At 69.6% G+C, this 24,540-nt stretch carries 23 protein-coding genes and 3 pseudogenes; 12 read left to right on the forward strand and 14 right to left on the reverse strand.

Annotated features, from left to right (window positions below; all coding sequences use genetic code 11):
• From ABT078_RS33400 to hemL, 3 genes and pseudogenes are all read right to left on the reverse strand, one after another.
• Positions 1–185 (reverse strand): annotated as a pseudogene (locus ABT078_RS33400) (hypothetical protein); the annotation flags it as partial.
• A gap of 127 nt (positions 186–312) precedes the next feature.
• Positions 313–1,005 (reverse strand): histidine phosphatase family protein, encoded by a 693-nt coding sequence (locus ABT078_RS33405; protein WP_351234473.1) that lies wholly within the window; start codon positions 1,003–1,005, stop codon positions 313–315.
• Positions 1,002–2,318, reverse strand: coding sequence for a glutamate-1-semialdehyde 2,1-aminomutase (gene hemL, locus ABT078_RS33410; protein ID WP_351234475.1), 1,317 nt, complete (start codon positions 2,316–2,318; stop codon positions 1,002–1,004). The genes ABT078_RS33405 and hemL overlap by 4 nt, the downstream gene beginning before the upstream one ends.
• 125 nt (positions 2,319–2,443) lie before the next feature.
• On the opposite strand from hemL, the gene ABT078_RS33415 reads away from it, so the two are divergent.
• On the forward strand, positions 2,444–3,001 hold the full coding sequence (locus ABT078_RS33415; protein WP_351234477.1) for a hypothetical protein: 558 nt from the start codon (positions 2,444–2,446) through the stop codon (positions 2,999–3,001).
• 188 nt (positions 3,002–3,189) lie between these two features.
• Here the strand turns inward: ABT078_RS33415 and ABT078_RS33420 are convergent, their stop codons facing one another.
• Entirely contained in the window at positions 3,190–4,311 is a 1,122-nt protein-coding gene (locus tag ABT078_RS33420) for a magnesium and cobalt transport protein CorA (protein WP_502981432.1), read from the reverse strand.
• A 268-nt stretch (positions 4,312–4,579) separates the two neighbouring features.
• A pseudogene (locus ABT078_RS33425) lies at positions 4,580–5,805 on the reverse strand (globin domain-containing protein).
• Between the two features lie 366 nt (positions 5,806–6,171).
• Between ABT078_RS33425 and ABT078_RS33430 the strand changes: the two are divergent.
• Complete coding sequence (locus ABT078_RS33430) at positions 6,172–6,504, forward strand: hypothetical protein (RefSeq protein WP_351234481.1); 333 nt, start codon at positions 6,172–6,174, stop codon at positions 6,502–6,504.
• On the opposite strand, the gene ABT078_RS33435 is transcribed toward ABT078_RS33430, so the two are convergent.
• Entirely contained in the window at positions 6,467–7,033 is a 567-nt protein-coding gene (locus ABT078_RS33435) for a TIGR03086 family metal-binding protein (protein WP_351234483.1), read from the reverse strand. The two genes, ABT078_RS33430 and ABT078_RS33435, sit on opposite strands and share 38 nt — an antisense overlap.
• 120 nt (positions 7,034–7,153) lie before the next feature.
• Between ABT078_RS33435 and ABT078_RS33440 the strand changes: the two genes are divergently transcribed.
• The 4 genes from ABT078_RS33440 (at position 7,154) to ABT078_RS33455 (ending at position 10,092) form a co-directional block, all read left to right on the forward strand.
• Positions 7,154–8,017, forward strand: a complete 864-nt coding sequence (locus tag ABT078_RS33440; RefSeq protein WP_351234485.1) for a DUF6597 domain-containing transcriptional factor — start codon at positions 7,154–7,156, stop codon at positions 8,015–8,017.
• Positions 8,018–8,183: 166 nt separating this feature from the next.
• Entirely contained in the window at positions 8,184–8,717 is a 534-nt protein-coding gene (locus tag ABT078_RS33445; RefSeq protein ID WP_351234562.1) for a GNAT family N-acetyltransferase, read from the forward strand.
• A 118-nt stretch (positions 8,718–8,835) separates the two neighbouring features.
• On the forward strand, positions 8,836–9,171 hold the full coding sequence (locus ABT078_RS33450) for a hypothetical protein (RefSeq protein WP_502981433.1): 336 nt from the start codon (positions 8,836–8,838) through the stop codon (positions 9,169–9,171).
• Positions 9,172–9,357: 186 nt separating this feature from the next.
• Positions 9,358–10,092, forward strand: a complete 735-nt coding sequence (locus ABT078_RS33455; RefSeq protein ID WP_351234487.1) for a Mut7-C RNAse domain-containing protein — start codon at positions 9,358–9,360, stop codon at positions 10,090–10,092.
• A 69-nt stretch (positions 10,093–10,161) separates the two neighbouring features.
• On the opposite strand, the gene ABT078_RS33460 is transcribed toward ABT078_RS33455, so the two are convergent.
• A complete protein-coding gene (locus ABT078_RS33460) occupies positions 10,162–10,752 on the reverse strand; it encodes a TetR/AcrR family transcriptional regulator (RefSeq protein WP_351234489.1) in 591 nt (196 codons plus the stop codon).
• 98 nt (positions 10,753–10,850) lie between these two features.
• Here ABT078_RS33460 and ABT078_RS33465 point away from each other — a divergent pair, with 98 nt between their 5' ends.
• Positions 10,851–12,314, forward strand: a complete 1,464-nt coding sequence (locus ABT078_RS33465; protein ID WP_351234491.1) for an FAD-dependent oxidoreductase — start codon at positions 10,851–10,853, stop codon at positions 12,312–12,314.
• Between the two features lie 47 nt (positions 12,315–12,361).
• On the opposite strand, the gene ABT078_RS33470 is transcribed toward ABT078_RS33465, so the two are convergent.
• Complete coding sequence (locus ABT078_RS33470) at positions 12,362–12,892, reverse strand: hypothetical protein (protein WP_351234493.1); 531 nt, start codon at positions 12,890–12,892, stop codon at positions 12,362–12,364.
• A 137-nt stretch (positions 12,893–13,029) separates the two neighbouring features.
• Here ABT078_RS33470 and ABT078_RS33475 point away from each other — a divergent pair, with 137 nt between their 5' ends.
• The 3 genes from ABT078_RS33475 to ABT078_RS33485 all read left to right on the forward strand — a co-directional run bounded on the left by ABT078_RS33475 (position 13,030) and on the right by ABT078_RS33485 (position 14,782).
• A complete protein-coding gene (locus ABT078_RS33475; protein ID WP_351234564.1) occupies positions 13,030–13,365 on the forward strand; it encodes a YnfA family protein in 336 nt (111 codons plus the stop codon).
• Between the two features lie 56 nt (positions 13,366–13,421).
• Positions 13,422–14,189 carry an SDR family NAD(P)-dependent oxidoreductase gene (locus ABT078_RS33480; protein ID WP_351234495.1) on the forward strand — a complete coding sequence of 256 codons (768 nt, stop codon included), beginning with the start codon at positions 13,422–13,424 and terminating at the stop codon, positions 14,187–14,189.
• A 62-nt stretch (positions 14,190–14,251) separates the two neighbouring features.
• The gene (locus tag ABT078_RS33485; RefSeq protein WP_351234497.1) at positions 14,252–14,782 is read left to right on the forward strand and encodes a hypothetical protein; all 531 of its coding nucleotides are present in this window, start codon (positions 14,252–14,254) and stop codon (positions 14,780–14,782) included.
• Between the two features lie 230 nt (positions 14,783–15,012).
• Here the strand turns inward: ABT078_RS33485 and ABT078_RS33490 are convergent, their stop codons facing one another.
• Positions 15,013–16,491: an APC family permease gene (locus tag ABT078_RS33490; RefSeq protein ID WP_351234499.1), complete on the reverse strand. Its 1,479-nt coding sequence runs from the start codon at positions 16,489–16,491 to the stop codon at positions 15,013–15,015.
• 214 nt (positions 16,492–16,705) lie between these two features.
• Entirely contained in the window at positions 16,706–17,227 is a 522-nt protein-coding gene (locus tag ABT078_RS33495) for a calcium-binding protein (protein ID WP_351234501.1), read from the reverse strand.
• Here ABT078_RS33495 and ABT078_RS33500 point away from each other — a divergent pair.
• The gene (locus ABT078_RS33500) at positions 17,202–17,507 is read left to right on the forward strand and encodes a hypothetical protein (protein ID WP_351234503.1); all 306 of its coding nucleotides are present in this window, start codon (positions 17,202–17,204) and stop codon (positions 17,505–17,507) included. The genes ABT078_RS33495 and ABT078_RS33500 overlap by 26 nt on opposite strands.
• A 533-nt stretch (positions 17,508–18,040) precedes the next feature.
• Here ABT078_RS33500 and ABT078_RS33505 read toward each other — a convergent pair.
• The 4 genes and pseudogenes from ABT078_RS33505 to ABT078_RS33520 all read right to left on the reverse strand — a co-directional run.
• Positions 18,041–18,442: pseudogene (locus ABT078_RS33505) on the reverse strand (RtcB family protein); the annotation flags it as partial.
• A gap of 282 nt (positions 18,443–18,724) precedes the next feature.
• Entirely contained in the window at positions 18,725–21,370 is a 2,646-nt protein-coding gene (locus ABT078_RS33510; RefSeq protein WP_351234505.1) for a hypothetical protein, read from the reverse strand.
• A 186-nt stretch (positions 21,371–21,556) separates the two neighbouring features.
• Positions 21,557–21,688 (reverse strand): hypothetical protein, encoded by a 132-nt coding sequence (locus ABT078_RS33515; RefSeq protein ID WP_351234507.1) that lies wholly within the window; start codon positions 21,686–21,688, stop codon positions 21,557–21,559.
• A 421-nt stretch (positions 21,689–22,109) separates the two neighbouring features.
• Positions 22,110–23,366 carry an RtcB family protein gene (locus ABT078_RS33520; RefSeq protein WP_351234509.1) on the reverse strand — a complete coding sequence of 419 codons (1,257 nt, stop codon included), beginning with the start codon at positions 23,364–23,366 and terminating at the stop codon, positions 22,110–22,112.
• Positions 23,367–23,559: 193 nt separating this feature from the next.
• Between ABT078_RS33520 and ABT078_RS33525 the strand changes: the two genes are divergently transcribed.
• Positions 23,560–24,396, forward strand: a complete 837-nt coding sequence (locus ABT078_RS33525; protein WP_351234511.1) for a DUF3558 domain-containing protein — start codon at positions 23,560–23,562, stop codon at positions 24,394–24,396.
• Positions 24,397–24,540 lie beyond the last annotated feature (144 nt).

Genomic DNA, 24,540 nt, shown 5'->3' on the forward strand with positions numbered 1-24,540 from the left:
TCGGTGCTGGGGCCGGGCGACGTGCCATTGCCCCCGCCCTTCCCCCCGCTGCCGCCGGGCCGTCCCGCACCGTCCTTGCCGGAACCGGAACCGGATCCGAAGCCCGTGCCGCAGCCCGCAATACCCATCGCCGCTGCGGCCCCAAGGCCCGCTCCGAGCAGTCCCCTTCGGCTGATCTCGCGCATGTCCCCGTCCCCGTCCCTGTCCCCGAGCCGTTCGCGTCCAGCTGCCACGTACTACCAATGGGTGAGATGGCGAGCCGGAGCCGAAGGTTCCAGGGATGAGGGAAGAGATGCCCGGGCGACAGGGTGACTATGCGCCAAAGGCCTTTGATTGCCCCTTCACCGGCTTTGCGCCGGCGAGAAGATGCGCGGGCACAAGATCGCGGGCGGGTTCCGAGTATCCCACCGAGACGATCTTGTCGCCGTGATAGGTGAAACTCGTCAGCGACGCGAGTGTGCACTGGCGGCGGCGCGGGTCGTGCCAGAGCCGGCGCTGCTCCACATAGCTGCGCACGATCCAGATGGGCAGCTGATGGCTGACGAGGACCGCCTCGTGGCCGCGCGCCGCGTCCTGCGCGGAGCCCAGCGCACCCATCATGCGCACCACCTGATCGAGGTAGGGCTCACCCCAGGACGGCCGGAACGGATTGGTGAGGTGCTTCCAGTTGCCCGGTTTGCGCAGGGCCCCGTCGCCGACGCCGAAGGTCTTCCCTTCGAAGACGTTCGCCGCCTCGATCAGCCGCTCGTCGGTGTCCAGCGTCAGCCCGTGCGACTTGGCGATCGGCGCGGCGGTCTCCTGCGCGCGCTCCAGCGGGGACGCCACCACATGGCTGATGTCCCGCTCCGCGAGGTGCTCGGCGACCCGGTCGGCCATCTGCCGGCCGAGGTCGGACAGGTGGTAGCCGGGCCGGCGCCCGTAGAGCACGCCGTCCGGGTTGAGCACCTCGCCGTGGCGGATGAGATGAACGACCGTCGTTTCCGTATTGATGTCCGTGCCGCTCATGCGGTGGCCTCCGCGGCGGCGCGGGCGGCCGCGGGCAGTGCGGCGGCGATCCGCTCGATCGCGGCGTCGTCGTGGGCGGTCGACACGAACCAGGACTCGAACGCGGACGGAGGGAGGTAGACACCCTGAGAGAGCATCGAGTGGAAGAACGCGTTGAAGCGGAACGCCTCCTGCTTCCTGGCGTCGTCGTAGTCTCGCACCTCACGGTCGGTGAAGAAGACCGAGAACATGTTGCTCGCGGTCTGCAGCCGGTGGGCGACGCCCGCCTTGGCCAGCGCCTCCGTCACGAGGGCCTGGATCCGCTCGGAGACCCCGTCGACCTTTTCGTACGCTGCGTCGTCGAGCAGCCGCAGCTGGGCGAGGCCGGCGGCGGTGGCGACCGGGTTCCCGGAGAGGGTGCCCGCCTGGTAGACCGGCCCGGCCGGGGCGAGGTGGCCCATCACATCGGCGCGGCCGCCGAACGCCGCGGCCGGAAAGCCTCCGCCCATGACCTTGCCGAAGGTCATCAGGTCCGGGGTCACGCCGTCGATGCCGAACCAGCCGGCCCTGGACGTACGGAACCCCGTCATGACCTCGTCGGAGATGTACAGCGCGCCGTTCTTGGCGCAGGCGTCCTTCAGCCCCTGGTTGAAGCCGGGGCGCGGCGGGACCACTCCCATGTTCCCCGGGGACGCCTCGGTGATCACGCAGGCGATCTCGCCGGGGTACGCGTGGAACGCGGCGTGAACCGATTCCAGATCGTTGTACGGCAGCACGATCGTGTCGCCCGTCTGGGCGCCCGTGACGCCCGGCGTGTCGGGCAGCCCGAAGGTCGCGACGCCGGAGCCGGCCGCGGCCAGCAGCGCGTCCACGTGCCCGTGGTAGCACCCGGCGAACTTGATCACCTTGGCGCGCCCGGTGAATCCGCGGGCGAGCCGGATCGCCGACATCGTCGCCTCCGTACCGGACGAGACAAGTCTCACCTGTTCGACCGGGGCGACCCGTGCCACGATCTCCTCGGCGAGCGCGACTTCGCCCTCGCCCGGCGTGCCGAACGAGGTGCCGCGGGCCACGGCCTCCTGAACTGCGGCGATCACCTCGGGGTGGGCGTGGCCGAGGATCATCGGACCCCAGGAGCACACGAGGTCGACGTACTCGCGGCCGTCCGCGTCGGTCAGGTACGGACCGCTGCCGGACACCATGAAGCGGGGCGTACCGCCCACAGCACGGAAGGCACGGACAGGAGAGTTCACGCCGCCGGGCGTCACGAGGGACGCACGGTCGAAAAGCGTCTGCGAAACTGGGGCGTCATAGGGAAAGCTCACGGAATCCATGGTGTCAGAGGCTTGGACGTATCTGCGGACAGGTGTTTCACCGCACGTTCGCGGGGGAGGTCACTGTCACGATGATCGGGTTGCGCGGCTGGGGCTGTGCGTCCTAGAAGCAGTCGGGTGGAGATATGCATCGCGGTGGCGGACTGGGCGAGGGGACCGACGACCTGGGTCCCGAGCCTGCCCGGCGGGGGAGGCACCGGCGGCACGAGGCGGACGACCCCGTGGGTAGCAGGGGTGGCGGCCGCATGGGAGTGACCTACAAATACTTCGGCGCACCCGACGGCGCCACGGCTGCCCGCGTGCCCGTTTCGATGCGTCCCGAGGAGCTCGGCGGCGATGAACTCGGCATGGGCGGAATGTTTTCCAAGATCAAGCCCGAGACGATAGCCGCAATGGTCCTCACCGGCATCCAGGGCATGCCCCTGCACAAGGTGCCGCCCCTCGAACTGGTGGTCCTCCACCCGGACTACGCGGTCGTGAAACTTCCCATGACCGTCGTCGACCCTCTGCGCGGCGTCGGCGAGGAGTCGGTGGGCGCAGCGGCGTTCATCTGGTCGACGGTCCCGGATCGCGGGGGTCCGCGGGACGCGTTCAACGTGTACCAGCTGCTCCACGAATGGCAGGACTTCAGCCACCGCCTGCACGACGCAGGACACCAGCCGTACTGCCTGGTGTGGCCCTGAGGCTACGTGCCAAGGCCCTGCCGGGCCGGGGCCGCCGTACGGGGCCGTCGCGCGGAGCTGTCGGCCGAGGCCCCGGCCTCGCCGCCCTACGGTGCGTACGGCCACCGTGGCACGTCCGGGCAGCCGCTGCACCCAAGCGGCTGGAGTCACCCGAGGCCCGCCGGACGCGGGCCCGGGCCTGCCTCGCGTCAGAGCCAGCCGCTGCGCCTGAAGCCCCGGTGGAGCAGGAAGCAGCCGATCGCGATGCCCCCGAGGACGACCGGGTAACCGTAGGTCCACCGCAACCCCGGCATGTGCTCGAAGTTCATGCCGTAGACCCCGCAGACCATCGTCGGCACGGCCACGATCGCCGCCCACGCCGTGATCTTGCGCATGTCCTCGTTCTGGGCGACCGTCATCTGCGCCAGATGGGCCTGGAGGATCGAGTCCAGAAGTGAGCTGAAGCCGTTGACCATCTCGCCCGCGCGGGCGAGATGGTCGGACACGTCCCGGAAGTACGGCCGTATGTCCGGGGCGATGAGCGAGTCCGGCTGGGTGGCGAGGGCCTCGAGCGGGCGGCTCAGCGGGGACATCGCCCGCTTGAACTCCAGGAGTTCCCGCTTCAGCTGGTAGATCCGCCCCGCTTCGCCGTGGCCCGCCGTACCGCGCCCCGCGTGCTCGGAGAAGACGCTGGTCTCGACCGCGTCTATGTCGTCCTGGACGGCGACGGCCACCGCGACGTACTCGTCCACGACGAAGTCGGCCACGGCGTGCAGCACCGACGACGGGCCCTTCGCCAGCTGCTCGGGGGTGGTCTCCAGCGCCTCGCGCAGCGGGCCGAGCGAGCCGTGCCGCCCGTAGCGGATGGTGATCACGAAGTCCTTGCCGGTGATGACGGTGATCTCGCCGGTCTCCACGACCTGGCTGGTGGCGGTCAGCTGGTCGTGCTCCGCGTATCCGACGGTCTTGAAGACGGCGAGGAGCGTGTCGTCGTAGGGCACGACCTTGGGCCGGCTATGCGCGTCGACGGCCTCCTCGACGGTGAGCGGATGCAGGCCGAACAGCTCGGCGAGCGAGGCGAATTCCTCGCGCGTCGGCTCGTGCAGCCCGATCCAGACGAAGCTGTTGCTGCCGGGGCTGTCGCCGTTCTCCTTGCGTACGCGGCGCAGCGCCTCCTCGGCCGGACAGTGGCCGGATTGCCGGGCTCCGGCCGCGTACCCCACGCAGTTGACGACGGCGCTGCCCAGCGGCGACCGGGCCGGGTGGCTCAGGTCTACGGTGCGGCGGTACGCGCGGCGCACCGCGCGGCTGAGGTTCCGGATCATGGACAACGTGGGCTCCCGGTCGGGCTGTGCAGGATCTCCTACCCACCCTCCCGGACGGCAAGTCGCTTGTCCACGGCGGTCCCTGGTGCGGCCTGCAGCTCCGTGGGTCGGCGCCGTGGGGCAGGTCCGCGCGCCGGCACCGTGAGGCAAGTCCGCGCGCCGGGCCGTGAGGCAAGTCCGCGCGCCGGGCCGTGAGGCAGGTCCGCGCGCCGGCACCGTGAGGCGTCGTCACGGCGGGCGGCCTGGCCCTCGGGCCCCCGCGTCGTGCGCCTGGTCAGGCTGCCGTGTCGTCACCGAGCCAGAGGTCGGGGCCGAAGACCTCGTAGTGGATGTCCGAGGCCGGAATGCCTCGTGCCGGCAACTGCCCACGCATGGCCTTGAGAAACGGCAGCGGCCCGCACAGATACGCCACCGCGTCCTCCGGAACGTCCACGACGGTGAGGTCGACCCGCCCGGTGCGCTCCTCGGGCCACCAGCCCTCGGGCTGCTCGTACCAGACCTCGGCCGAGGCGTTCGGGAGCCGCTGGGTGAGCATCCTCAGATCGGCGCGGAAGGCGTGCGTGCACTGGTCGCGGTCCGCGTGGACGGAGACGACAGGACGCCGCGCCCCGGTGGCGGCCAGGTGCGCGAGCATCCCGATCACGGGGGTGCAGCCGATACCGGCCGAGGCGGGCAGCAGCGGGCGGTCGGAGCGCTCGTCGAGGAAGACGCCACCCGCCGGATTGCTGATCCGCAGGACGTCGCCGGGCCGGACGTCGTAGTGCAGGTGGTTGGGCACCTCGCCGGCGGGAGAGACGGCGGTCCCGGCGAACCGCTTGGCGGAGAAGCGCAGCTCGCGGCCGCCCGGGGGGCCCGACAGGCTGTACTGACGGATCTGCCGTGCCCCGTCCGGCAGTTAGATCCGGACGGAGACGTACTGGCCGGGGCGCCGGAGCGGCCTCGGTGCTTTCTCACCGAGCGGTTCCACGACGAAGGTCGTGACATCGCGGGTCTCGGGCAGCCGGGCGATGACCCGGTAGTCGTCCCGGGCCTCGCCAGGCGGCAGCCCGGCCTCGTCGTACAGCCGGGACCCGATGGCGATCAGGGCGTTGGCCATCAGCCGGTGCACCTCGTCCCAGGCCGCCGCGACCTCGGGGGCACGGTCTCGCCGAGCACCTCGCCGAGCACCTCGGCGATGGCCTCGAAGAGATACTCGTGGACGATCTTGTACTGGTCGGCGGTGATGCCGATGGACACGTGCTTGTACGCGACGCGCGTGAGCATCGCGTCGGGCCGGGTGTCCGGGTGCGCGAGCAGCCTGGACGCGAACGCGGCGACGGAGCCGGCGAGGGCCTGGCCCTGGCTGCCGTTGGCCTGGTTGCCGCGGTTGAAGAGGTCCCGGAGCAGCCCGGGTCGGGCGGCGAGCATCCGCTCGTAGAAGAGTTGCGCGATCTCGCCGATCGCCCCTTTCACGGCGGGCAGCGTGGCGCGGACGACCTCGGTCGACTTCTCGGACAGCACGGCGGCACTCCCGGGGACTGGGGCGGGGCTGGGGCGGAGCCGGGAGAGGACTGCGGCGCAGACATCTCCCGGCCTGCCTCCAGCCTGACCGCCCGGGAAGTGCCCGGATCATGCTTTTGGTGGGGATTCCTCGGGACGAAAGTTACGTGAGGGTCCTGGGGTGATCTTGCGTTCCCGTAATCCGGACACCCTTTTGATCGGTGAACTATCTCCAGCCGAGCCCCACGCCGGCCGATGTCCACAGTGCACGCGTCGCGCGTGCACCTGCCGTGTCGCGTGTCGCGTGCCGTGTGTCGCCATGTCATCGCGAGGTCACATACCGCCCCGGCACCCGACCGACCAATCGATCGACCGAGGAGGCCCGGCGTGGGCGATGTCCTGCTGGCCCTGTGCATCCCGCTGATGGTCTGCGCGAGCGGCATCTACGCGGTGTGCGAGAGCTGGTGGCGGCGCAGACATCCCGCGCCGCCGTCGCCGTACGCCCACGCCGCTGCCCGTCTGGCCGAGCGGGAGATGCTCATGGCGGCGGAGGAGATCGTGGAGGATGCGTACGCCCGGCTCGCCGGGCTGTACGAGGACGAGTGCGTCGGCACGTACGGCTCCGACGGCGACGCGGACGCCGACCTCGGTGCGTACGACGGCGTCAGCACGTACGACGGTGTCAGCGCGGGCTCCAGCGGGGATCGCGGCCCGTCGTAGCCAGCACCCGCCCGAACGGTGCCGCGCCCTCCGGCACGGTGAACGGCTCACCGAAGGCGCCGTACTTCCGGGCCATCGGCGCCATCTGTTCGACCGCCGGGCCGAGCTCGGCGACGACGTCGGGATCAGGTTCGTAGTCCTGGCCGGTCGCCCGTGCCAGGTCCCAGGCGTGCAGGGTGAGGTCGCCCAGCACCATGTGGCCGACGGTCCTGGCCGGCAGGCCGAGCGAACCCGTGGTGCCCTCTTCGGCGCCCGGTTCGGCCCATGCCTTCACGAGTCGCGCCGTCTCCTCCTCGAAGAGGCCCTGCCAGTCGCCGGCGGTCCGGTCGGGGGTCGTGGAGAAGTCGGTGTCCTTCTTGGCGGCGAGCGCCTGGAAGTTGACGACCACCTGGAGGAGGTGGTTGATCAGGGCACGTACGTCGTAGTCCGTGCACGGCGTCGGCGCGGAGAGGCGCTCCGGGGTCACCCCGCGCACGACGGGAATCGCGCGTGCGGCCGTGGCTTCGAGAAGTTCACTGATGGCCTTCATGACCTCGACACTGGCGGCCGCGGGGCGCCACGTCTTGAACAAACGCGACAGACGCGACAGGGCGGATGCGGACCCGCCGATCAGGGGCGGGCCATGGACGTCGGCGACTAGGATCCGGGCATGGCGAGCAGGAGCGAGCCGCGCGAGGCGACCGGCCCGCGGCGCGACACCCGGGGCATCGTCGACGCCCCGGAGCTCTTCTCCCGCGTACGTTTCCGGCGCCGCGCCCCGGCCCCGCCGCTGCGGCCGTATCTGGAGCACTACTGGCTCATCGACTGGGACCTGGCCGAGCCGTACGCGTCCCATGTGCTGCCGCATCCGTGCGTGAACCTCGTCTTCCAGCGGTACGGGGACGAGGAGCCCTGGGGCGAGGTCGCGGGCATCGGCCTCGAGCTCTTCACCAAGAAGCTGGCGGGGCGGGGGCGGGTCTGCGGGGTGCAGTTCCGGCCGGGCGGGTTCCGGCCCTTCGCGCCGGGGCGGCCGGTGTCGGACTGGACGGGTCGCCGGGTGCCGGCCGACGAGGTGCTCGCGGGCGCTTCGGGGGCGCAGGTCGCCTCGGCCGTCGTCGGGCCGGAGGAGGAGGACGCGCGGGTCGCGGCGCTCGACGCCTTCCTGCTGGGGCTGGGTCCGGAGGCCGATCCCGGGGCCGAGCGCGCGATGGCGCTGGTCGAGCAGGTCCGTACCGACCGTACGATCCGGCGCGTGGCCCAACTCGCGAGGGCGGAAGGGGTGTCGGCGCGCACGCTGCAGCGGCTCTTCGCGGCGTACGTCGGCGTCGGACCCAAGTGGGTCATCCTGCGCTACCGCATCCACGAGGCCCTGGAGCGGGCCGAGGCGGAGAGCCCCGACGGCGCCGGAAGCGAGCCGGACTGGGCGGCCCTCGCCGGCGAGCTGGGCTACAGCGACCAGGCCCATCTCGTACGGGACTTCACGGCGACGGTGGGTCTGCCACCGACGGCATACGCGGTGCATCGGGCCAGATGAGGACGGGTTTCCGAGGATCGTCGGCGGGGCGGTTCCCGGGCCGCTGTCGGACCCCGGGCGTACGGTGCGGTTCATGACGGACAAGACCCGGGCGAACAGGACACGGACGAGCACGACACCGGCGAGCACGACACCGGCGAGCAGGACAGCGGCGAGCAGGACAGCGATGGACGCGACAGCAGTGGTGCGGATCGAACCCTGGTCGGAGGGCGACTTCGACCTGCTCCGGGCGGCGAACACACCGGAGTTGATGCGGCACCTCGGCGGACCGGAGCCGGACGAGAAGCTGGCCGAGCGGCACAGGCGGTACGTGGCCTCGAGCGCGAACCGCCCCGGCGCGGGGCGGATGTACCGGGTGGTGCTGACGGACGGTGGCGAGGCGGTCGGCACGATCGGGTTCTGGGAGAGCGCCTGGCAGGGAGAGCCTGCGTACGAGACGGGCTGGAGCGTCCTGCCCGGCTTCCAGGGGCGCGGGATCGCCACGGCGGCGACACTCGCGGTCGTGGCAGAGGCTCGGGCGGCGGGCAAGCACCGGTATCTGCTCGCGTTCCCGTCCGTCGACAACGCTCCGTCGAACGGTGTCTGCCGCAAGGCGGGCTTCTCGCTGGTGGGCGAGTGCGAGGTGGAATACCCACCGGGCCGGCCTATGCGCAGCAACCACTGGCGCCTCGACCTCGAGCCCCAGGAGACGGCCCAGTGAGCGGAGTCCGTCGGAGGCAACTCCTCGGAGACAGGTCCTTGGGAAGCAAGTCCCTTGGAGGCGAGTCCCTCGAAGGCGGGCCGCCAGTCCGGGAGCTGACAGTAATTAACGGTATGGCGTGGCACATCCATTAGGCGATCCCTTAGCCTGGCCGTCGGCCTACACCACGGCCGCCGACGGAACAGAGGGGCTCACCAACGCGGACCGCCTGGCCGAGGTGCTGCACGGGCGCCGCAACGTCCCGGCCGTGCTCACCGGACACGCGCACACCCCGGCGGCGACCACCTGGGCAGGCCGCCCCCTGCTCGTCGCGCCCGGCGTCGTCTCGACGCTCCGGCTGCCCTGGGAGCCGGGCGAGGGCGTGACCGACCGCACGGCCCCGCCCGGAGTCGCCTTCCACGTCCTGGACGACGGCGGGCGTCGCGTGACGACCCATTTCAGGGTCGTCCCGTAGCCGGACGGACGGCTGAGGCCGCGACGGACCGGGCGGGACGGCGATCGGATCACCGGCCCCGGGCGGGGCCCGTGACGGCGGGCCGGGGGGACACGGGCCGTACGGCGGACGCGGTGCCGGACCCGGAGGTGCCGGGCGCCGGGAAAGCCGTGGCCTGCCGCGTCCGCCCAATGTCATCCTGGCGGCGTGAACGGACCCGAAATCCACATCAGTTTCGCCCCGGAACTGCGGCTCTTCGTCGCCGCGGAACGCCGGAACGGGCGGACACCGTTCGTCACGGACGGCTCATCGACGCTCGGGCATGTCGTCGAGTCCCTCGGCGTCCCGCTCACCGAGGCCGGGCGGCTCCTCGCGAACGGCATCCAGGTCCAGGTCTCCCACATCCCCGCCGCCGGCGAACACATCGAGGTGCTCGGCGTCGCCCGCCCGCAACACGTGCCGGGCGCGCCCCTCCGCTTCCTCCTCGACGTCCACCTCGGCACGCTGGCCCGGCGGCTCCGGCTGCTCGGCGTCGACGCGGCGTACGAGAGCGAGGACATCGGCGATCCGGCGCTGGCCACACTCTCGGCGCGCGAACAGCGCGTCATGCTGTCCCGCGACCGCGGCCTGCTGCGCCGCCGGGAGCTGTGGGCCGGTGCGTACGTCTACAGCGACCGCCCCGACGACCAGCTCCGGGACGTCCTGCAGCGGTTCGCTCCCGCCCTCGCCCCATGGACCCGCTGCACGGCCTGCAACGGTCCGCTCACCGACACGGACAAGCAAGCGGTCGAGCAGCACCTGGAACAGGGCACGCAGCGCTCGTACGACGTCTTCGCCCAGTGCACGGCGTGCGAACGCGTCTACTGGCGCGGCGCCCACCACGCCCGGCTGGAGGCGATCGTCGAGGGCGCCCTGCGCGAGTTCGGCAACGCGGCCGTCTGAGGCAGCGGCCATCTGAGGCAGCGGCCGTCCGAGCCGTGCCCACGGGCTCCCCGGCCACCGACTCCCCGCCTACGCAATCCCCGCCGACGGGCTCTCCGCGGTCAGATACCGCTGGATCGTGGGGGCCAGCCAGGCGATCACCTCCTCCTTGGTCATCTCGACCGCAGGCGGGACGCGCAGCACATAGCGAGCGAGCGCCATCCCCAGAATCTGCGATCCGACGAGCGCCGCCCGGCGCGGAACCTCGGCCGGATCGGGACAGACTCCGGCGGCTATCGGCAACAGCTGCGACGTGAAGATCTGCTGCATGCGCTCGGCGCCCGCGGCATTGGTGACACCGACGCGCAGCAGGGCCGTCATGACGTCGTCGTTCTCCCAGCGGTCGAGGAAGTGGGAGACGAGGACCGCACCGACGTGCTTGCCGGGCATCGCGCCCAACTCCGGCAACCGCAGCTCGATTTCGGAAGCGGCGGCAAACAGCCCCTCCTTGTTCCCGTAGTACCGCATCACCATCGACGGGTCGATGCCGGCATCCCGGGCGATGGCACGGATCGTGGCCCGCTCGTACCCGTCCGACGCGAAGCGCTCGCGGGCGGCAGCGAGGATCGCGGCGCGTGTGGCGTCCGAGCGGCGCGGCGTGGTGGCTGCTTCCGAATTCATGCCAACAACTGTAGGCCAACATGTGTTGACATGCCAGACCCCCCCGGCCTACATTTGCCAACAAGCGTTGACCTACAAGCGTTGGCAGGAGGCCCGCCATGACCGGCAAGTCCGGCACCAACAGCACGGACACCACCGATCGCACGACCGACGCCACCAGCTACGACACGGATGTCACGGTCGTGGGCGCAGGCCCGACCGGCCTGCTGCTCGCCGGCGACCTCGCGACCGCAGGGCTCCGGGTCACCGTCGTCGAGCGCCGCCCGGCCGGGGCCGGCAATCTGACGCGGGCCTTCGGAGTCCACGCCCGCACGCTCGAGCTGCTCGACGCACGCGGCCTCGCGGACGAGCTGGTGGAGACGGGCGCCCGGATGACCCGCCTGCGCTTCTTCGGCAGGCTCACCTTCGACCTGTCCCGGCTGCGGACCCGCTTCCCGTATCTGCTCGTCACTCCGCAGTACGAGGTGGAGCGCCTGCTCATGCGCCGGGCACTCTCCGCCGGCGCCGACCTCCGGTACGACACGGAGCTGCGCGGACTGCGCCAGGACGCCGAATCGGTGACCGCCGAGCTGCACAACAAGGAAGGGCAGGGCGAGCCGCTGCGCTCCCGCTATCTCGTCGGCACCGACGGAGTGCGCAGCTCCGTGCGCAAGACCCTCGGCCTGCCCTTCCCCGGCGCCTCCGTCATCCGCTCCATGGCCATGGCGGACGTCCGCCTCGCGACAGAGCCCGAGAGCCCCCTCCTCGCCGACGTCACCGGGGACGCGTTCGCCGTCATCGCCTCCTTCGGCGACGGCTGGTACCGGGTGATGGCCTGGAGGCGCAGCCACCAGCTGCCGGACAGCGCACCCGTCGAGCTGGAGGAGGTGCGCACCATCGTCCGCCAGGCCTTCGGCACCGACTTCGGCATGCGGGACGCCCGCTGGGTGTCCCGGTTCCACAGCGACGAACGCCAGGTCCCCGAGTACCGGAAGGGCCGAGTGTTCCTGGCCGGAGACGCGGCGCACGTCCACTCCCCGGCCGGTGGCCAGGGGATGAACACCGGAATGCAGGACGCGGCCAACCTGTCCTGGAAGCTCGCCGCGGTCCTGGGCGGCCACACGCGGGACGCCGAAGCCCTCCTCGACACGTACCAGTCGGAGCGGCATCCGGTCGGCAGGCAGGTGTTGCGCAGCAGCGGTGCGATCGTCCGCCTCGCCATGGCGCACACGACGCCCCAGCGCCTTGCGCGCGCCCTCTCGGCCCAGCTCCTCTCCGCGATACGGCCCGCATCGGACAGGGCGATGGGCATGATCTCGGGCATCGGCATCGCGTACGGCGCGGAGCGCGGCGCCCACCGGCTCACCGGAAGGCGAGCCCCGGACCTGGCACTCACGGAGGGCCGGCTCTACGAACTGCTCCGCAAGGGCGAGTTCGTCCTGATCACGTCCAGCGACAGCCCCACCAGGGTGTCGGCCGCGCCCGATGCCCCCGGCCCCGTCACCCGTGCCCACTGGCAGACCCCGCGCAACACATCCCTGCTGGTCCGCCCGGACGGATATATCGCATGGGCCCAGTACTGACCCCGGCCGGGGGCCGGGGCCCCGAACCCCGGCCCTCGGCTGTCGCCTCAGAACACGTATCCGTCGCCCGTCGCCGGCACCAGGACGGTGTGCTGGTCGTTCGCGTGGTTCTGGTCGATCGCACCATCGCTCCACGCCGTGGCGACGCCCACGACCACCTCGGTCGGGCTGCCCGCGGCCAGCAGGTCAAGAGCGATCCCGTGCCCCGCGCCGCCCGCCCGCAGCGCGCCGGTCCGGCACAGGATGACCCGGTCCCCACCCCACAGGCAGACGGGCGGCAGCGGCCCACCGCCCGTCACCGAGACCGGGACCGAGAAGCTCAGCCGTACGGTCGCGTCGGCCACCTGGGCCGGACCGTGGTTGTCGCTCTCCAGCCAGACACCGATCCGCCCGGCCCAGAGAGAGGCATGACCGTGGTGGGCCAGATCGGCCTCGGCCGCCGGCACCCGAACCCCTGCCGCACCTGCCGCTTCCGGCACGCGGTCACCGATGTCCGCACCCTCACTTACGCCTGCGGCCAGCACGACCATCGCCGCCGCGGCCGACGCCATGAGCAGAGTCCTACGCATCACCTGCATGCCCGAAAGATACCTATTATCCGCCCACGGAGCTGACTCCACGTCACCCCGGCGCGTCCCGCGCGGCCCGGACTCCTCCCGCTCCGCCAAGAAAGGCCGTCACCGGACACCCCCGCCCCAGATGGCACGCTGACTCCATACTCATCGCCCGATCCGCTTCCCTGTTCGCCGTCGCCGCAGTCTTCGAGATCGGCGGAGCCTGGCTCGTCTGGCAGGGCGTGCGCGATCACCGGGGCTGGATCTGGATCGGCGCCGGCGTCCTCGCCCTCGGCGTGTACGGCTTCGTCGCCACCCTCCAGCCGGATGCCCACTTCGGCCGCATCCTCGCCGCGTACGGCGGAGTGTTCGTCGCCGGCTCGCTCGCCTGGGGCATGGTCGCCGACGGCTGTCGCCCCGACCGCTGGGACATCGTCGGCGCGCTGGTCTGCCTGGCCGGCATGGCGGTGATCATGTATGCACCGCGCGGCCGCTGAGGGCCGCCTATCCTGGCCACTGGCACCGGTATCGATCACTTGCCCAAGGAGCCTCCATGACCGCCGCCCCCATCGCCGTCGTCACCGGAGCAAGCAGCGGCATCGGCGCCGCCACCGCGCGCGGGCTCGCCGCCGAGGGCTATCACGTCATTCTGACGGCCCGCCGCAAGGACCGTATCGAGGCCATCGCCGCCGAGCTCACCGAAGCCGGCCGCCAGGCCACGGCTTACACCCTCGACGTGACCGACCGCGCCGCCGTCGACGCCTTCGCCGCCTCTCTCGAGGGCCCCGCACCGGTCAAGGTGCTGGTCAACAACGCGGGCGGGGCACTCGGAGCCGACCCGGTCGCGACCGGAGACCCTGCCGACTGGCGCCAGATGTACGAGGTCAACGTTCTCGGCACCCTCCACATCACGCAGGCCCTGCTCCCCGCCCTCGCCGCCGGCGGAGACGGCACGGTCGTGGTCCTCACCTCCACCGCGGGCCACGCCACCTACGAAGGCGGCGCGGGCTACGTCGCCGCCAAGAACGGCGCACGCGTCCTCGCCGAGACCCTCCGCCTCGAAATCGTGGGCACCCCGGTCCGTGTGATCGAGATCGCCCCCGGCATGGTCAAGACCGAGGAGTTCGCCACGACCCGCTTCCGCGGCGACACCGAGAAGGCCGCCAAGGTCTACGAGGGCGTGGCGGAACCCCTCACCGCCGACGACGTCGCCGACACCATCACCTGGGCCGTCACCCGCCCCTCCCACGTCAACATCGACCTCCTGGTGGTCCGCCCCCGCGCCCAGGCCTCCAACACCAAGGTCCACCGCGAGCTCTGACGCCCCTTCCCCGACTGTTCGCGGCGTGTTCCCATGAGGGCGATCTTCCGGGAGGGGCACACATGCAGCAGTCGGGGAGCCGGCCGGCGTCGAAGCTGGCGTCGAATTCGGTCAACATCACGGTGGGCGCCGTCGTCGCAGGGCTCCTGACCTTCGCCGCGTTCACACCAACGGCCTTCCGTGACGACACCGCGACGCCCGAGGCTCCCGGTGAGGCCGTCATGCTCCTGGGGCCGGATACGCCCGCAGACACCGCCTGGCGGGACGGGACGGGCGGCACGCTCGTCCTGAACGGGGACGGTTCCTTCGTGTCCACCGGCGTCTGCGGCAGGTTCACGGAGCACCACGACAACGGGCTCCTCGTCACCTCCGTGGTCCCGCGCAGATCGGGTTCCGGAACCTGGACCCTGGGCTCTTCCGACGCCCCCGGAACCCAGGTGCACCTCAGCCACACAGGCGCTTTCCGGGCGACCGCCGAATTCGACGTGCGCAAGATCGACGGCGTCCTGCATCTGTGGACCACCACCGTCCAGAACCTGGGCACCGACGCTGAAGTGGAGATCGACTCCTGCCTGCTCACCGAGAAGCCCTGAACCCTTCCGGCACCACGAAGCCCCGGACCGTGACCGGTCCGGGGCCCTGGCAGCGCGCGTGCGCAACGGCCGGAGCGGCAGGCGGTTCACGTGCCCTCTGCCTCAGTCAGGGATCGAGGAGTGGTGACCGTAGTCCCCGACGGCCACGGTCACCCTCGAAGCGCAGTGCGGGCAGCGGTCCTCGGAGAAGTCATCGGGGAAGTGTCAGCCTGGTGGCAGCGGTGACACGGTCACCTCGCCTCGAATGCGCTCACGTCCCCGGGCTCGGTCTCCAGCGCTTGGCGGTCGAATTTCAGCATGGCGAGGAAGAACAGCCCTCCCACGAGGAGCAGGCCGACCACGATCATGACGGAGACGAGCGCCTCCCGCGGTGCCACCAGCACAAACAGCGCGACGAGTGTCCACACCAGCGCGCAGATCGCGACCGGCAGCTCGAAGCGCCCGAGGTCGAACGCGCCCTTCCTGCGATCCAGTCGTCCGCGAACCGTCAGGTAGAGGACGATCGTCGAGCCGTAGATGACCGCCGGCAGGATCGTCGATGCCGTGATCAGCTCCAGCAGTGCGGCACCCGGCAGCGCGACCATCAGGATGACTCCCAGGACGAAGATCAAGATCGTCGCCGGGATCGGCGTATGCGTGCGCGGGTTGACCCGCCGCATCAGCCGGTACGCAGGGAAGCGTGAGTCGCGCGACATCGCGAAAACAAGCCGCGAGCACGCGACCATCACCACGATCCCGGCACCGAAGAACGCGAACGTGATCGCGACCAGCAGCGTCCTCTCCATCGCCGGACCGAGGTGATCGCGCATGATCGCCGCGACCGGCGAGCCGTCGGCGCTGATCCGGGGGATGTCGTCGATCGCGACGGTGAGCGTGATCAGAAACAGCATTCCCAGAAGCCCGGCCGCCACGACAGATCCCACGATCGCACGTGGGACGGTGCGATAGGGATCCTTGGCCTCCTCGGCCAGGTTCGCCGCGGAGTCGAAGCCGACGAGTGTGGCAAGGCCCATGATCATCGCGAGCATCAACCCGCCGCCGACGGCGAAATAGTCGGGGGCGTTCTCGGCGACACCGCGCGAGGTGAGGTTGCCGGCTGCGCCGTTGCCCGTGATCGCCACAGCAATGACGAGCGCGATCGCCACCACCACGACAAGTGTCAGTTCGAGTCCCACCGCGGCTGCGTTGATCATGCTGACGAGGCGCGTGGAGGCCACTGCGAGCAAGGTCTGGACGAGCAGCACCACCAGCGTGATCAGGCGCGCGGTGCCCTCGTCCGGCTCGATCCCGGCGAGCGGCATGAATGCCTGGCTCGCCAGCGCATTGTCGATCGCAACCACGGCGATCGCCAGGTAACAGAAGGTCAGCCAACCGAACCCCCAGCCGATCTTCGGGTTGGCCAGCCGTGAGGCCCACTGGTAGGAGGAGCCGCTGAGCGGGATGCGGGCCGCGAACTGCGCGACCACCAACGCCACCAGGGTCTGCCCCACCGCCGCGATGATCCAGAGCCAGATCCCGACCGGCCCCGCGGACAGCAGCACTTCGTCGTACGTCGCGAAGATGCCGACCGCCACCGAGATGAACGCGAACGAGATCGCGAACACCTGAAAGGAGCCGAGCGTCCGTTTCAGCTCCTGCTGGTAGCCACCGAGCCCGACGGAACTCTCGTTGCCCTGCGCACCCGTCGATACTTCGGCCACCTCGGCCACCACGCCTTCCCTCGGGGCCGTCGGCCACCTCACACCCCTGTGGGTTTCACGACCAGCGTCATATCCTCATCCGCCATGTCATGTTTTTCCAGATACGACACGTTTGCGGGATTTGCACACGCGCGAGATCGGTCAGCGCCGAAGCCCTCGGGGCCTGCCGGACGGCATTCCACGCCCCACGTCTGCTCCTCGCACGTCCCGGGTGCAGCCGGGTTCAGTCGTTGCAGCCGGGGCCACGGCTCGGGTCGACGCACGTGTTGATTCCGCGTCCACCGTCGTTGCGGTTCGTGCCCGGCCCGCCGTCCAGGGCGTCATCGTGGGCTTCCCCGAAGAGCCGGTCGTTACCCGCGTTACCGAAGAGCTCGTCGTTGCCCCTTCCGCCACGGAGCTCGTCGTTGCCCCTTCCACCGAAGAGGGCGTCGTTGCCCAGGAAAGCAAGGAGCCGGTCGTTGCCCGAGCCACCGGAAAGCTTGTCGTTGCCTGTTTCACCGTGGAGCTCGTCGTTGCCCGAATCACCACGGAGGTCGTCGTTTTCCCAGCCGCCGAAGAGCTGGTCGTCGCCCGAGCCACCGAAGAGCTGATCGTTGTCCCTGTCCCCGTTGAGGGTGTCGTTGCCCGAGCCACCGCAGACGAGGTCGTTCCCCCCGAGTGCGAAGACCGTGTCATTGCCTCCGAGCGCGAAGATGACGTCGTTCTTCTCGGTGCCGAAGATGACGTCGTTCTTCTCGGTGCCCACTCTGGTGGGTCTGGCGTCCTCACAGGTCGAGTCGTTCCAGGTGGTCGCGGTGCTCGCGGTGTTCGAGGTGGTCGATTCAATGGCTCGCCTCGGTGTTCCGGGTGCGGCGGCCGTTGTGGAACTGGAAAAGACGAACAGCCCTCCGACGACGAGGACAATGAGTGCGGGCAGCGACCGGGCACTGGCACGGCGCCGGCCGGAGCACCCAGTCCGAGCCGTCATCGGCCGGTCGTCGTCAAAGGGGCGGATCTCGAACATGGCTCGGCCGTCTCCTGAGTGAGGTGCGCAGCTGTCCCTCACAGAAAGTCACACTCGCGCCCAGCCCGCTCCGGCGCCCAGGAGGGGCCGCATTCGCCCACGAGTCGTTTTCGCAGGTCACGGCGATATACCGTGCCACCACAAGCACTCCTTCGGTCGCCACCCGCACGGACCTGTCGGGAAAACAGGGGTCGGCCCGGGGAAACCGACCGCCCTGCGGAGGCTCCGTAGGCCGGCACAACGATCGGAGTGGCCGCTGCGGTCCGTAGCACGGTCGCCCTGAGGAGGCGCCCCTCGAAGACGGACAGGTCCACCTCCTCACCGGGGTCCCTCGGCTCCAGAGCCGGAACCGAGCCGTCGGAGTCCTTGCGGACGAAGACGAAGACGAAGACGGGGGCCGAGGCCAAGAATGCGGATGCGGATGCGGATGCGGATGATTCCGCGGTCGACCGGATCGAGGAGCGGGCAAAGCCCGCGCCGGTCATGCGCTGGCACGGGAACTCGACCACCAGGTGCTCGACAGGCCGTCTCTGTCGACCACCTGTGACCCGCACCTCAGCCCTTCACGCAGATGACCTGCTTCAGCTTCGCCACGATCTCCACCAGGTCCCGCTGCTGGTCGATGACCTTCTCGATCGGCTTGTAGGCACCCGGGATCTCGTCCACGACACCGGAGTCCTTACGGCACTCCACGCCCCGCGTCTGCTCCTCCAGATCCCGCGTCGAGAAGCGCCGCTTCGCCGCGTTGCGGCTCATTCTGCGGCCCGCGCCGTGGGAGGCCGAGTTGAAGGACTTCTCGTTCCCGAGGCCCTTCACGATGTACGAGCCGGTACCCATCGAGCCCGGGATGATCCCGAAGTCGCCGGACCCCGCCTTGATCGCCCCTTTGCGGGTGACCAGCAGGTCCATACCCTCGTACCGCTCCTCCGCCACATAGTTGTGGTGACTACAACTGACTTCCTCGGTAGGCCGAGTTCGCGGTGGGATACTCAGCCGCCACCTTGAAGATGCTGCCGCAGCCTCGCACCTCGCGGAGCCGAAGAGGTACGCGATGCCTTCCGCGAGCTTGTCCTGACCACCTCCCACGGCCGCGTCGTGTATCCGTCGGCCCGCTCCGTGCAGCTCATCCACGCCAATGGGCCGAACGGGGGGCACCCGCTCCGTGTGCGGGTGCCCCCCGGCCTTGGCACGCGGAGTGCGCGGATTTGATGGTGCCCGGCCCACGGCACACGGTGTGTGCTACACGCACCCTCCGTCACGGGTGCACGCGGCGCTGTCCTTCAGCTGGTAGCCGGAGCCGTCGTCCGCGTAGTAGTCGACAACGACGCGCTGCGCGCCCTCGTCCACCAGCGAGAAGTCGAGTGTCTGCGGTCCGAACGGATGGTCACCCGCGGAGCAGAACTTTGTCGTCGAGCCGGACTTGACCGACCCGTCCGCGCCGGTCGCGGTCAGCAGGACATAGCGGCAGCCGCTCGCCACGCGGTTGTTGCCGACGAACGTCACCGACCGTTCCAGCCAGTGCAGTTCACCCGCCGCGACGCTCGCCCCGTGCGTCAGCCGGAACTCGGCGATCTCGTCCCGTGCCCCGCTGTCGGTGACACAGCCGCCGCGCGTGCACTTCTGCGTCTCCTTCGTCGCGTACGTGAGCCCGCCGTCCTCGGACGCCCAGTACGTGACGACGACATCTCTGGGGGCGACGTCCACGAAGTCGAACTTGACCGGGCCGAAGGGGTGATCACCGGCAGAGCAATGGCGGGTGGTGGTAGCCCGCTGCACGGACCCGTCAGCCCCAGTGGCGATCATCTCGACAAAGCGGCAGCCGCTGGCCACATGATTGTTGCCGTTCACGGTGACGGACCGGTTGTACCAGGTCACCGACCCGGCGCCGACACTCGCACCGTGCTCCGTACGGAACTCGGTCACCCAGTCCGCCGCCGCGTTGTCGGTGACACAGCCGGTGCTGGTGCACTTCTGAGTCTCCTTCGTGGCGTACGTGCGTCCGCCGTCCTCGGACGCCCAGTACGTGACGACGACGTCGCGGGGGGCGACATTCACGAAGTCGAACTTGACCGGGCCGAAGGGGTGATCACCGGCAGAGCAATGGCGGGTGGTGGTAGCCCGCTGCACGGACCCGTCAGCCCCAGTGGCGATCATCTCGACGAAGCGGCAGCCGCTTTCTACGTGGTTGTTGCCGGTGATGCTCGCCGACCGGTTGTACCAGTTCACCTCGCCGGCGCCGACACTCTGGCCGTGGGCCACCTTGAAACCGGTCACCGGGCCCGGATCCCGCGGCGTGCTGACACAGGTCCCGCCGAGTCGGGTGCATTGGACAGTGCCCTTCGTGGTGTAGGGGCCGGACACCTCGTCTGCTACCCAATAGGTGACCTGGACATGGGTCGGTGTGGCAGCTCCGGCGTAGTCAAGATATTGGTTGAAATTTCGCATACCGGTCGGAGCTCCGGGGTTCGGCTCCGGTGTCATGCCGACACAGAACGGGCTTGTCGTACCACGGCGTTTCGTACCGTCGGGCAGGAACGCGACGAATTCCGCATACCGACATCCGCTGACCACGTGATTGACGCCCATGAACGCGACCCGCTGGAGCCCGTTGTACCAGCGCAGGCTGCCCGAGGCAGAGCTGTTGCCATGCGGCACGCGAAACTTCGAGAACGGGTTTATCTCCGAGGCGTCGATCCCTGGCCGCAGCTCGGAGATCGACACCATGTCGAAGACGCCCCAGTAGTCCTGATCACGGGCTTGGTCCGGGTTCTGCCCGCCGCCACTAGGCGTCACATGGGTGAATGCCTCGACGCCGACCCAGCCCTGGAAGCGCCCGAGGTCATCGACGACCTGGAGCATCGGCCGCGGGTGGGAGTTGTAGGCGTAGCAGGCAGGATCTTCCTTCTCCGTCGCGGCCAAGCCCTCGCACCAGTACTCCTCAATGTTGCGCCGTCCCCCACCGATCTCGCCGATGTACCGGACCCGGTTGTAGCCTTCGGTCGACTTCCCGCAGATTGAGGCGCCGGGCTGGAGATAGCCGATGCACTCGGCCTCCGAGCAGTGCTTCCACGGGTCGTTCGGGTTGTCACCTTTGGAGCTGGAGCCGCTGAACGTCCAGTCGCCACCCGCACCCTCGCGGTGCACGCCGTTGCCATTGGCCACCACGAACGCACCCCGGTATCGCTCGTCGTGTGTGAGGAGCTCACTCATCGATGCCCGGCTTTCCGATCCCAGCGACGCCTTACTGCCGTATCCGACACCAAAGGTGGCGCCGTAGTCGGAGAAGACGCCGTCGGCCGGAATCGTCACGGCGGGGTCTATCTTCCCGTCAGACGTTGTCTTGTAGAAGGTGGGGCTGACGATGCGTGCAACGCCACCACTCGCAAGTCCGGCCTCCAGGTTCCAGTACTCGGAGAACTCATCTCCCAGATCCACCCCGTCCCGGTTCGTCTGCCAGGTGACGGCGAGCGTCTTGCCGTCGTCAAGGTAGCTGTAAACGCCCCGGTAGCCGAGCGGAGGCCCATCCGCGGTGTGGTAGCCCTCCACGGTTCTTATCTGGCAGGCTGGCACATCTCCGCCGCAGTCCGCCGCCATGGCGTTCTCCCGTATCGGCAGCGTGCCCTGGTGCCAGAACCAGAAGTTGGTGCTGACGGTGCCGTCATCGTGGAACTCGTAGTACCCGAGGCGTACCCAGTTCTGGTAGACGCCCCCCTCCGTCGTGTCGAGGCCGCCGACCGAGACCACCCAGTTGTTCTTGTCGCCCGGAAGTGCCTGGGCCGCCTGTGCGGGTTCCGCCGACACCAGTGTCGCCGCGAGCAATACGAGTGCGCCGAGCAGCGTGACCGCCGCCCGTCGCAAAGGGCTCGCCGTGTTGTTGTCCTTCATTTTCCCCCTCTTCGGCCCCCCCGAATTGCCGGGGAAGGCGCGCGCTCGAACAAGCGCGCCAGCGCATCATAGGAACAACGAGCCTCGCCGACGCCCTCCGCCGCATGCGCGGGATGGTCGGTGTCGTGCGGCGCCCCACGCTGGTGCGGTAGGGGCATGACCCAGATATGCCGGAAACCCGCCCGCTCAGGGGATCCACTTGTGCTTGCCTCCGCCGAGCCATCTCACGACAGCGGGATCGTCGAGGTGGAGATGGGTCAGCCCCGCCTGGCGCGCCAGCCTGATCACATCCAGCATGTTGTAGGCAGGCCAGGCCACCTCCCGTTGATCTCCACCAGGCGGTACGGCGGGCCGCCCTGCAGGACGCCGAGGCCGATGATGGGGGCGGGGTGGAACGCCTCTTGAGCATCGTTGGTCATGCTTACAGCGTGTGACAGGGGCGCGACGCGTCCTTTGCCCCTGGGTCAGAGATATTGCCTGATCAGATGGCTACGAACTCGACAGGAAAGGCCCAAAAGTCAGCCTCTGTCATCCGTGTTCACCGGCCGCCTGCGGCCCCTCTCACGCCGCCAGACAACTCGTCCCGGGTGGAGCCAGATCAACTTCGTACGTCCGGTGGAGCCGGACGCAGCCGGTACACCGGGGCCGGCACGGCACAAGTGCTTACAGACACCCCAACGAGCAGAAGGTCCCGGCCTGCCTTCAGCCCGGGACCCATCGCAGACGTGGAGTGCTGTCCTCAGCCCTTGACGCAGATGACCTGCTTGAGCTTCGCGACCACCTCGACCAGGTCCCGCTGCTGCTCCATCACCTTCTCGATCGGCTTGTACGCACCCGGGATCTCATCCACGACGCCCGAGTCCTTACGGCACTCGACGCCCCGCGTCTGGTCCTCCAGGTCCTTCGTAGAGAACTTCCGCTTCGCAGCGTTCCGGCTCATCCTGCGGCCGGCACCGTGCGAGGCAGAGTTGAACGACTTCGGGTTGCCCAGGCCGCGGACGATGTACGAGCCGGTACCCATCGAGCCCGGGATGATCCCCCACTCCCCCGAGCCCGCGCTGATCGCTCCCTTACGGGTGACCAGCAGATCCATCCCCTCGTAACGCTCTTCACTGACATAGTTGTGATGGCAGCTGATCACGCCAGGGCGGTACTCGACGGTCCTCATCTGACCTTCGGCATCTTCCTGCTGGCAGGAGATGACCGGCTCGAAGGTCACCCTGGCCTTCCTGAACTCCCTGCGGACGACCTCCTGGAAGAGCCCCATCATGATTGCGCGGTTGTACTTCGCGTACTCCTGCGCCCAGAAGAGGTCGTGCCGGTACGCCGCCATCTGCGGGGTGTCCGCGACGAACACCGCCAGGTCGCGATCGACCAGGCCCTGGTTGTGCGACAGCTTCTGGGCCTCGCCGATGTGGTACTCGGCGAGCTCCTTGCCGATGTTCCGGGAGCCGGAGTGCAGCATCAGCCAGACCGAGCCCGACTCGTCGAGACAGAACTCGATGAAGTGGTTGCCGCTGCCGAGCGTGCCCATCTGCTTCGCCGCCCGCTCCCGACGGAACTTGACCGCGTCGGCCACCCCGTCGAACCGCGACCAGAGGTCACCGAACCCCGGCGCGTGGAGCCCGTACACCAGGCCCGGGTCGACCGCCTCGTCGTGCATGCCGCGTCCCACCGGGATCGCCCGCTCGATCTTCGACCGGAGCCGGGAAAGATCTCCGGGGAGATCGTTCGCGGTGAGCGAGGTCTTCACGGCCGACATTCCGCAGCCGATGTCGACACCGACCGCCGCCGGACAGACCGCCCCGCGCATCGCGATCACCGAGCCAACCGTCGCGCCCTTGCCGTAGTGCACGTCCGGCATCACGGCGAGTCCCTTGATCCAGGGCAGTGTGGCGACATTCTGCAGCTGCTGCATCGCGCCGCTCTCAACTGTGGACGGGTCCGTCCACATACGGATGGGGACCTTCGCCCCCGGCACTTCTACGTACGACATACTTCCTCGATTCCCCCGATAAGCCTGAAAACGCAAAAACCGTAGCCAAGGTCGGCGAAAGGGAAAGCGGACCGGCGTTCACAGCTGCGCGTGCGATACACATTGTGTCCATCGGCCTGCCTCGGGCGGCAACCAGATTTCCCGCTCGAGCACGTCGGAACACGGCAGCACGCGACAGAAGGAGCTCGGTACCGTGCAGCGAAAGGCGTACGTCCCCGCCCTGGCGGCGCTCCTCGTCGCGCTCGCGGCCGGCTGCACCGGCGGATCCGGTGACGACGGCTCCACCGCCGACGCCCAGCCGGGCGACTCCCCGGGCTCCGTCGCCGCACCCGGCAAGTACCGCACGCTCTACGAGCCCTGCGGCGCGGTCGAGCGCTCCACCCTCAGGAACCTGCTCCCGGGCACGGCCGAGCTGCCCGAGGAGCAGCAGGAGAAGGTGTACCAGGGGACGGCGGCCGTCACGTACGACACCGACCGCCGCGTCGGCTGCAGCTGGAAGGCCGACGCGCCGGACGCCTCGCACCACCTCCGCATCGACGTCGAGCGCGTCGTCTCGTACGACACGGACGTCAGCGACGACGACCGGGCGCAGGAGGTCTACGCCCGCAAGAAGGACGCGGCGCAGCTTCCGGCCCCCGCGGACCCGCGCGACGAGAAGGCCCAGCAGCCGCCGGCCGCGACCGGCGCCCCGACCCCCACGAGCGGCACCGCCGCAGGCACCACGGGCACCACCACCGACACCTCAGGCACCAACGCTCCCACAGGCACCCCCTCCGGCACCATCGAGGGCCTCGAGCCCCGGGAGCTCGACGGCCTCGGAGACGCGGCCTTCCTCGACGACGCCCTCACCCGGGCCGGTTCCACCGCGCAGCACCGGACCGTGAGCGTGGTGTTCCGCACATCGAATGTGATCGTGACCATCGAGTACATCGAGCAGCCCGCACGTACGACAGAGATCCCGGACAGCAAGGAACTCCAGGAAAAGGCGCAGGCCCTGGCCCGGAATCTGGCCGAGCGCTTCAACGAGTAGCGCGCCCTCCGCCTGCCCGGCACCGGCCCGGCGACCGCCTGTCCGCGCCGCCGGGTTCCCGCACCCGATCCCGCGGGATGCCCCCGGCGTCGTAACGTGTCGGCGTACCGTGGCCGGCCGAAGGCTCCGTGCCGACCGGCCGCC

It is taken from the genome of Streptomyces sp. NPDC002133, assembly GCF_040296405.1.
In the GTDB taxonomy this organism is placed as follows: Bacteria; Actinomycetota; Actinomycetes; order Streptomycetales; family Streptomycetaceae; genus Streptomyces.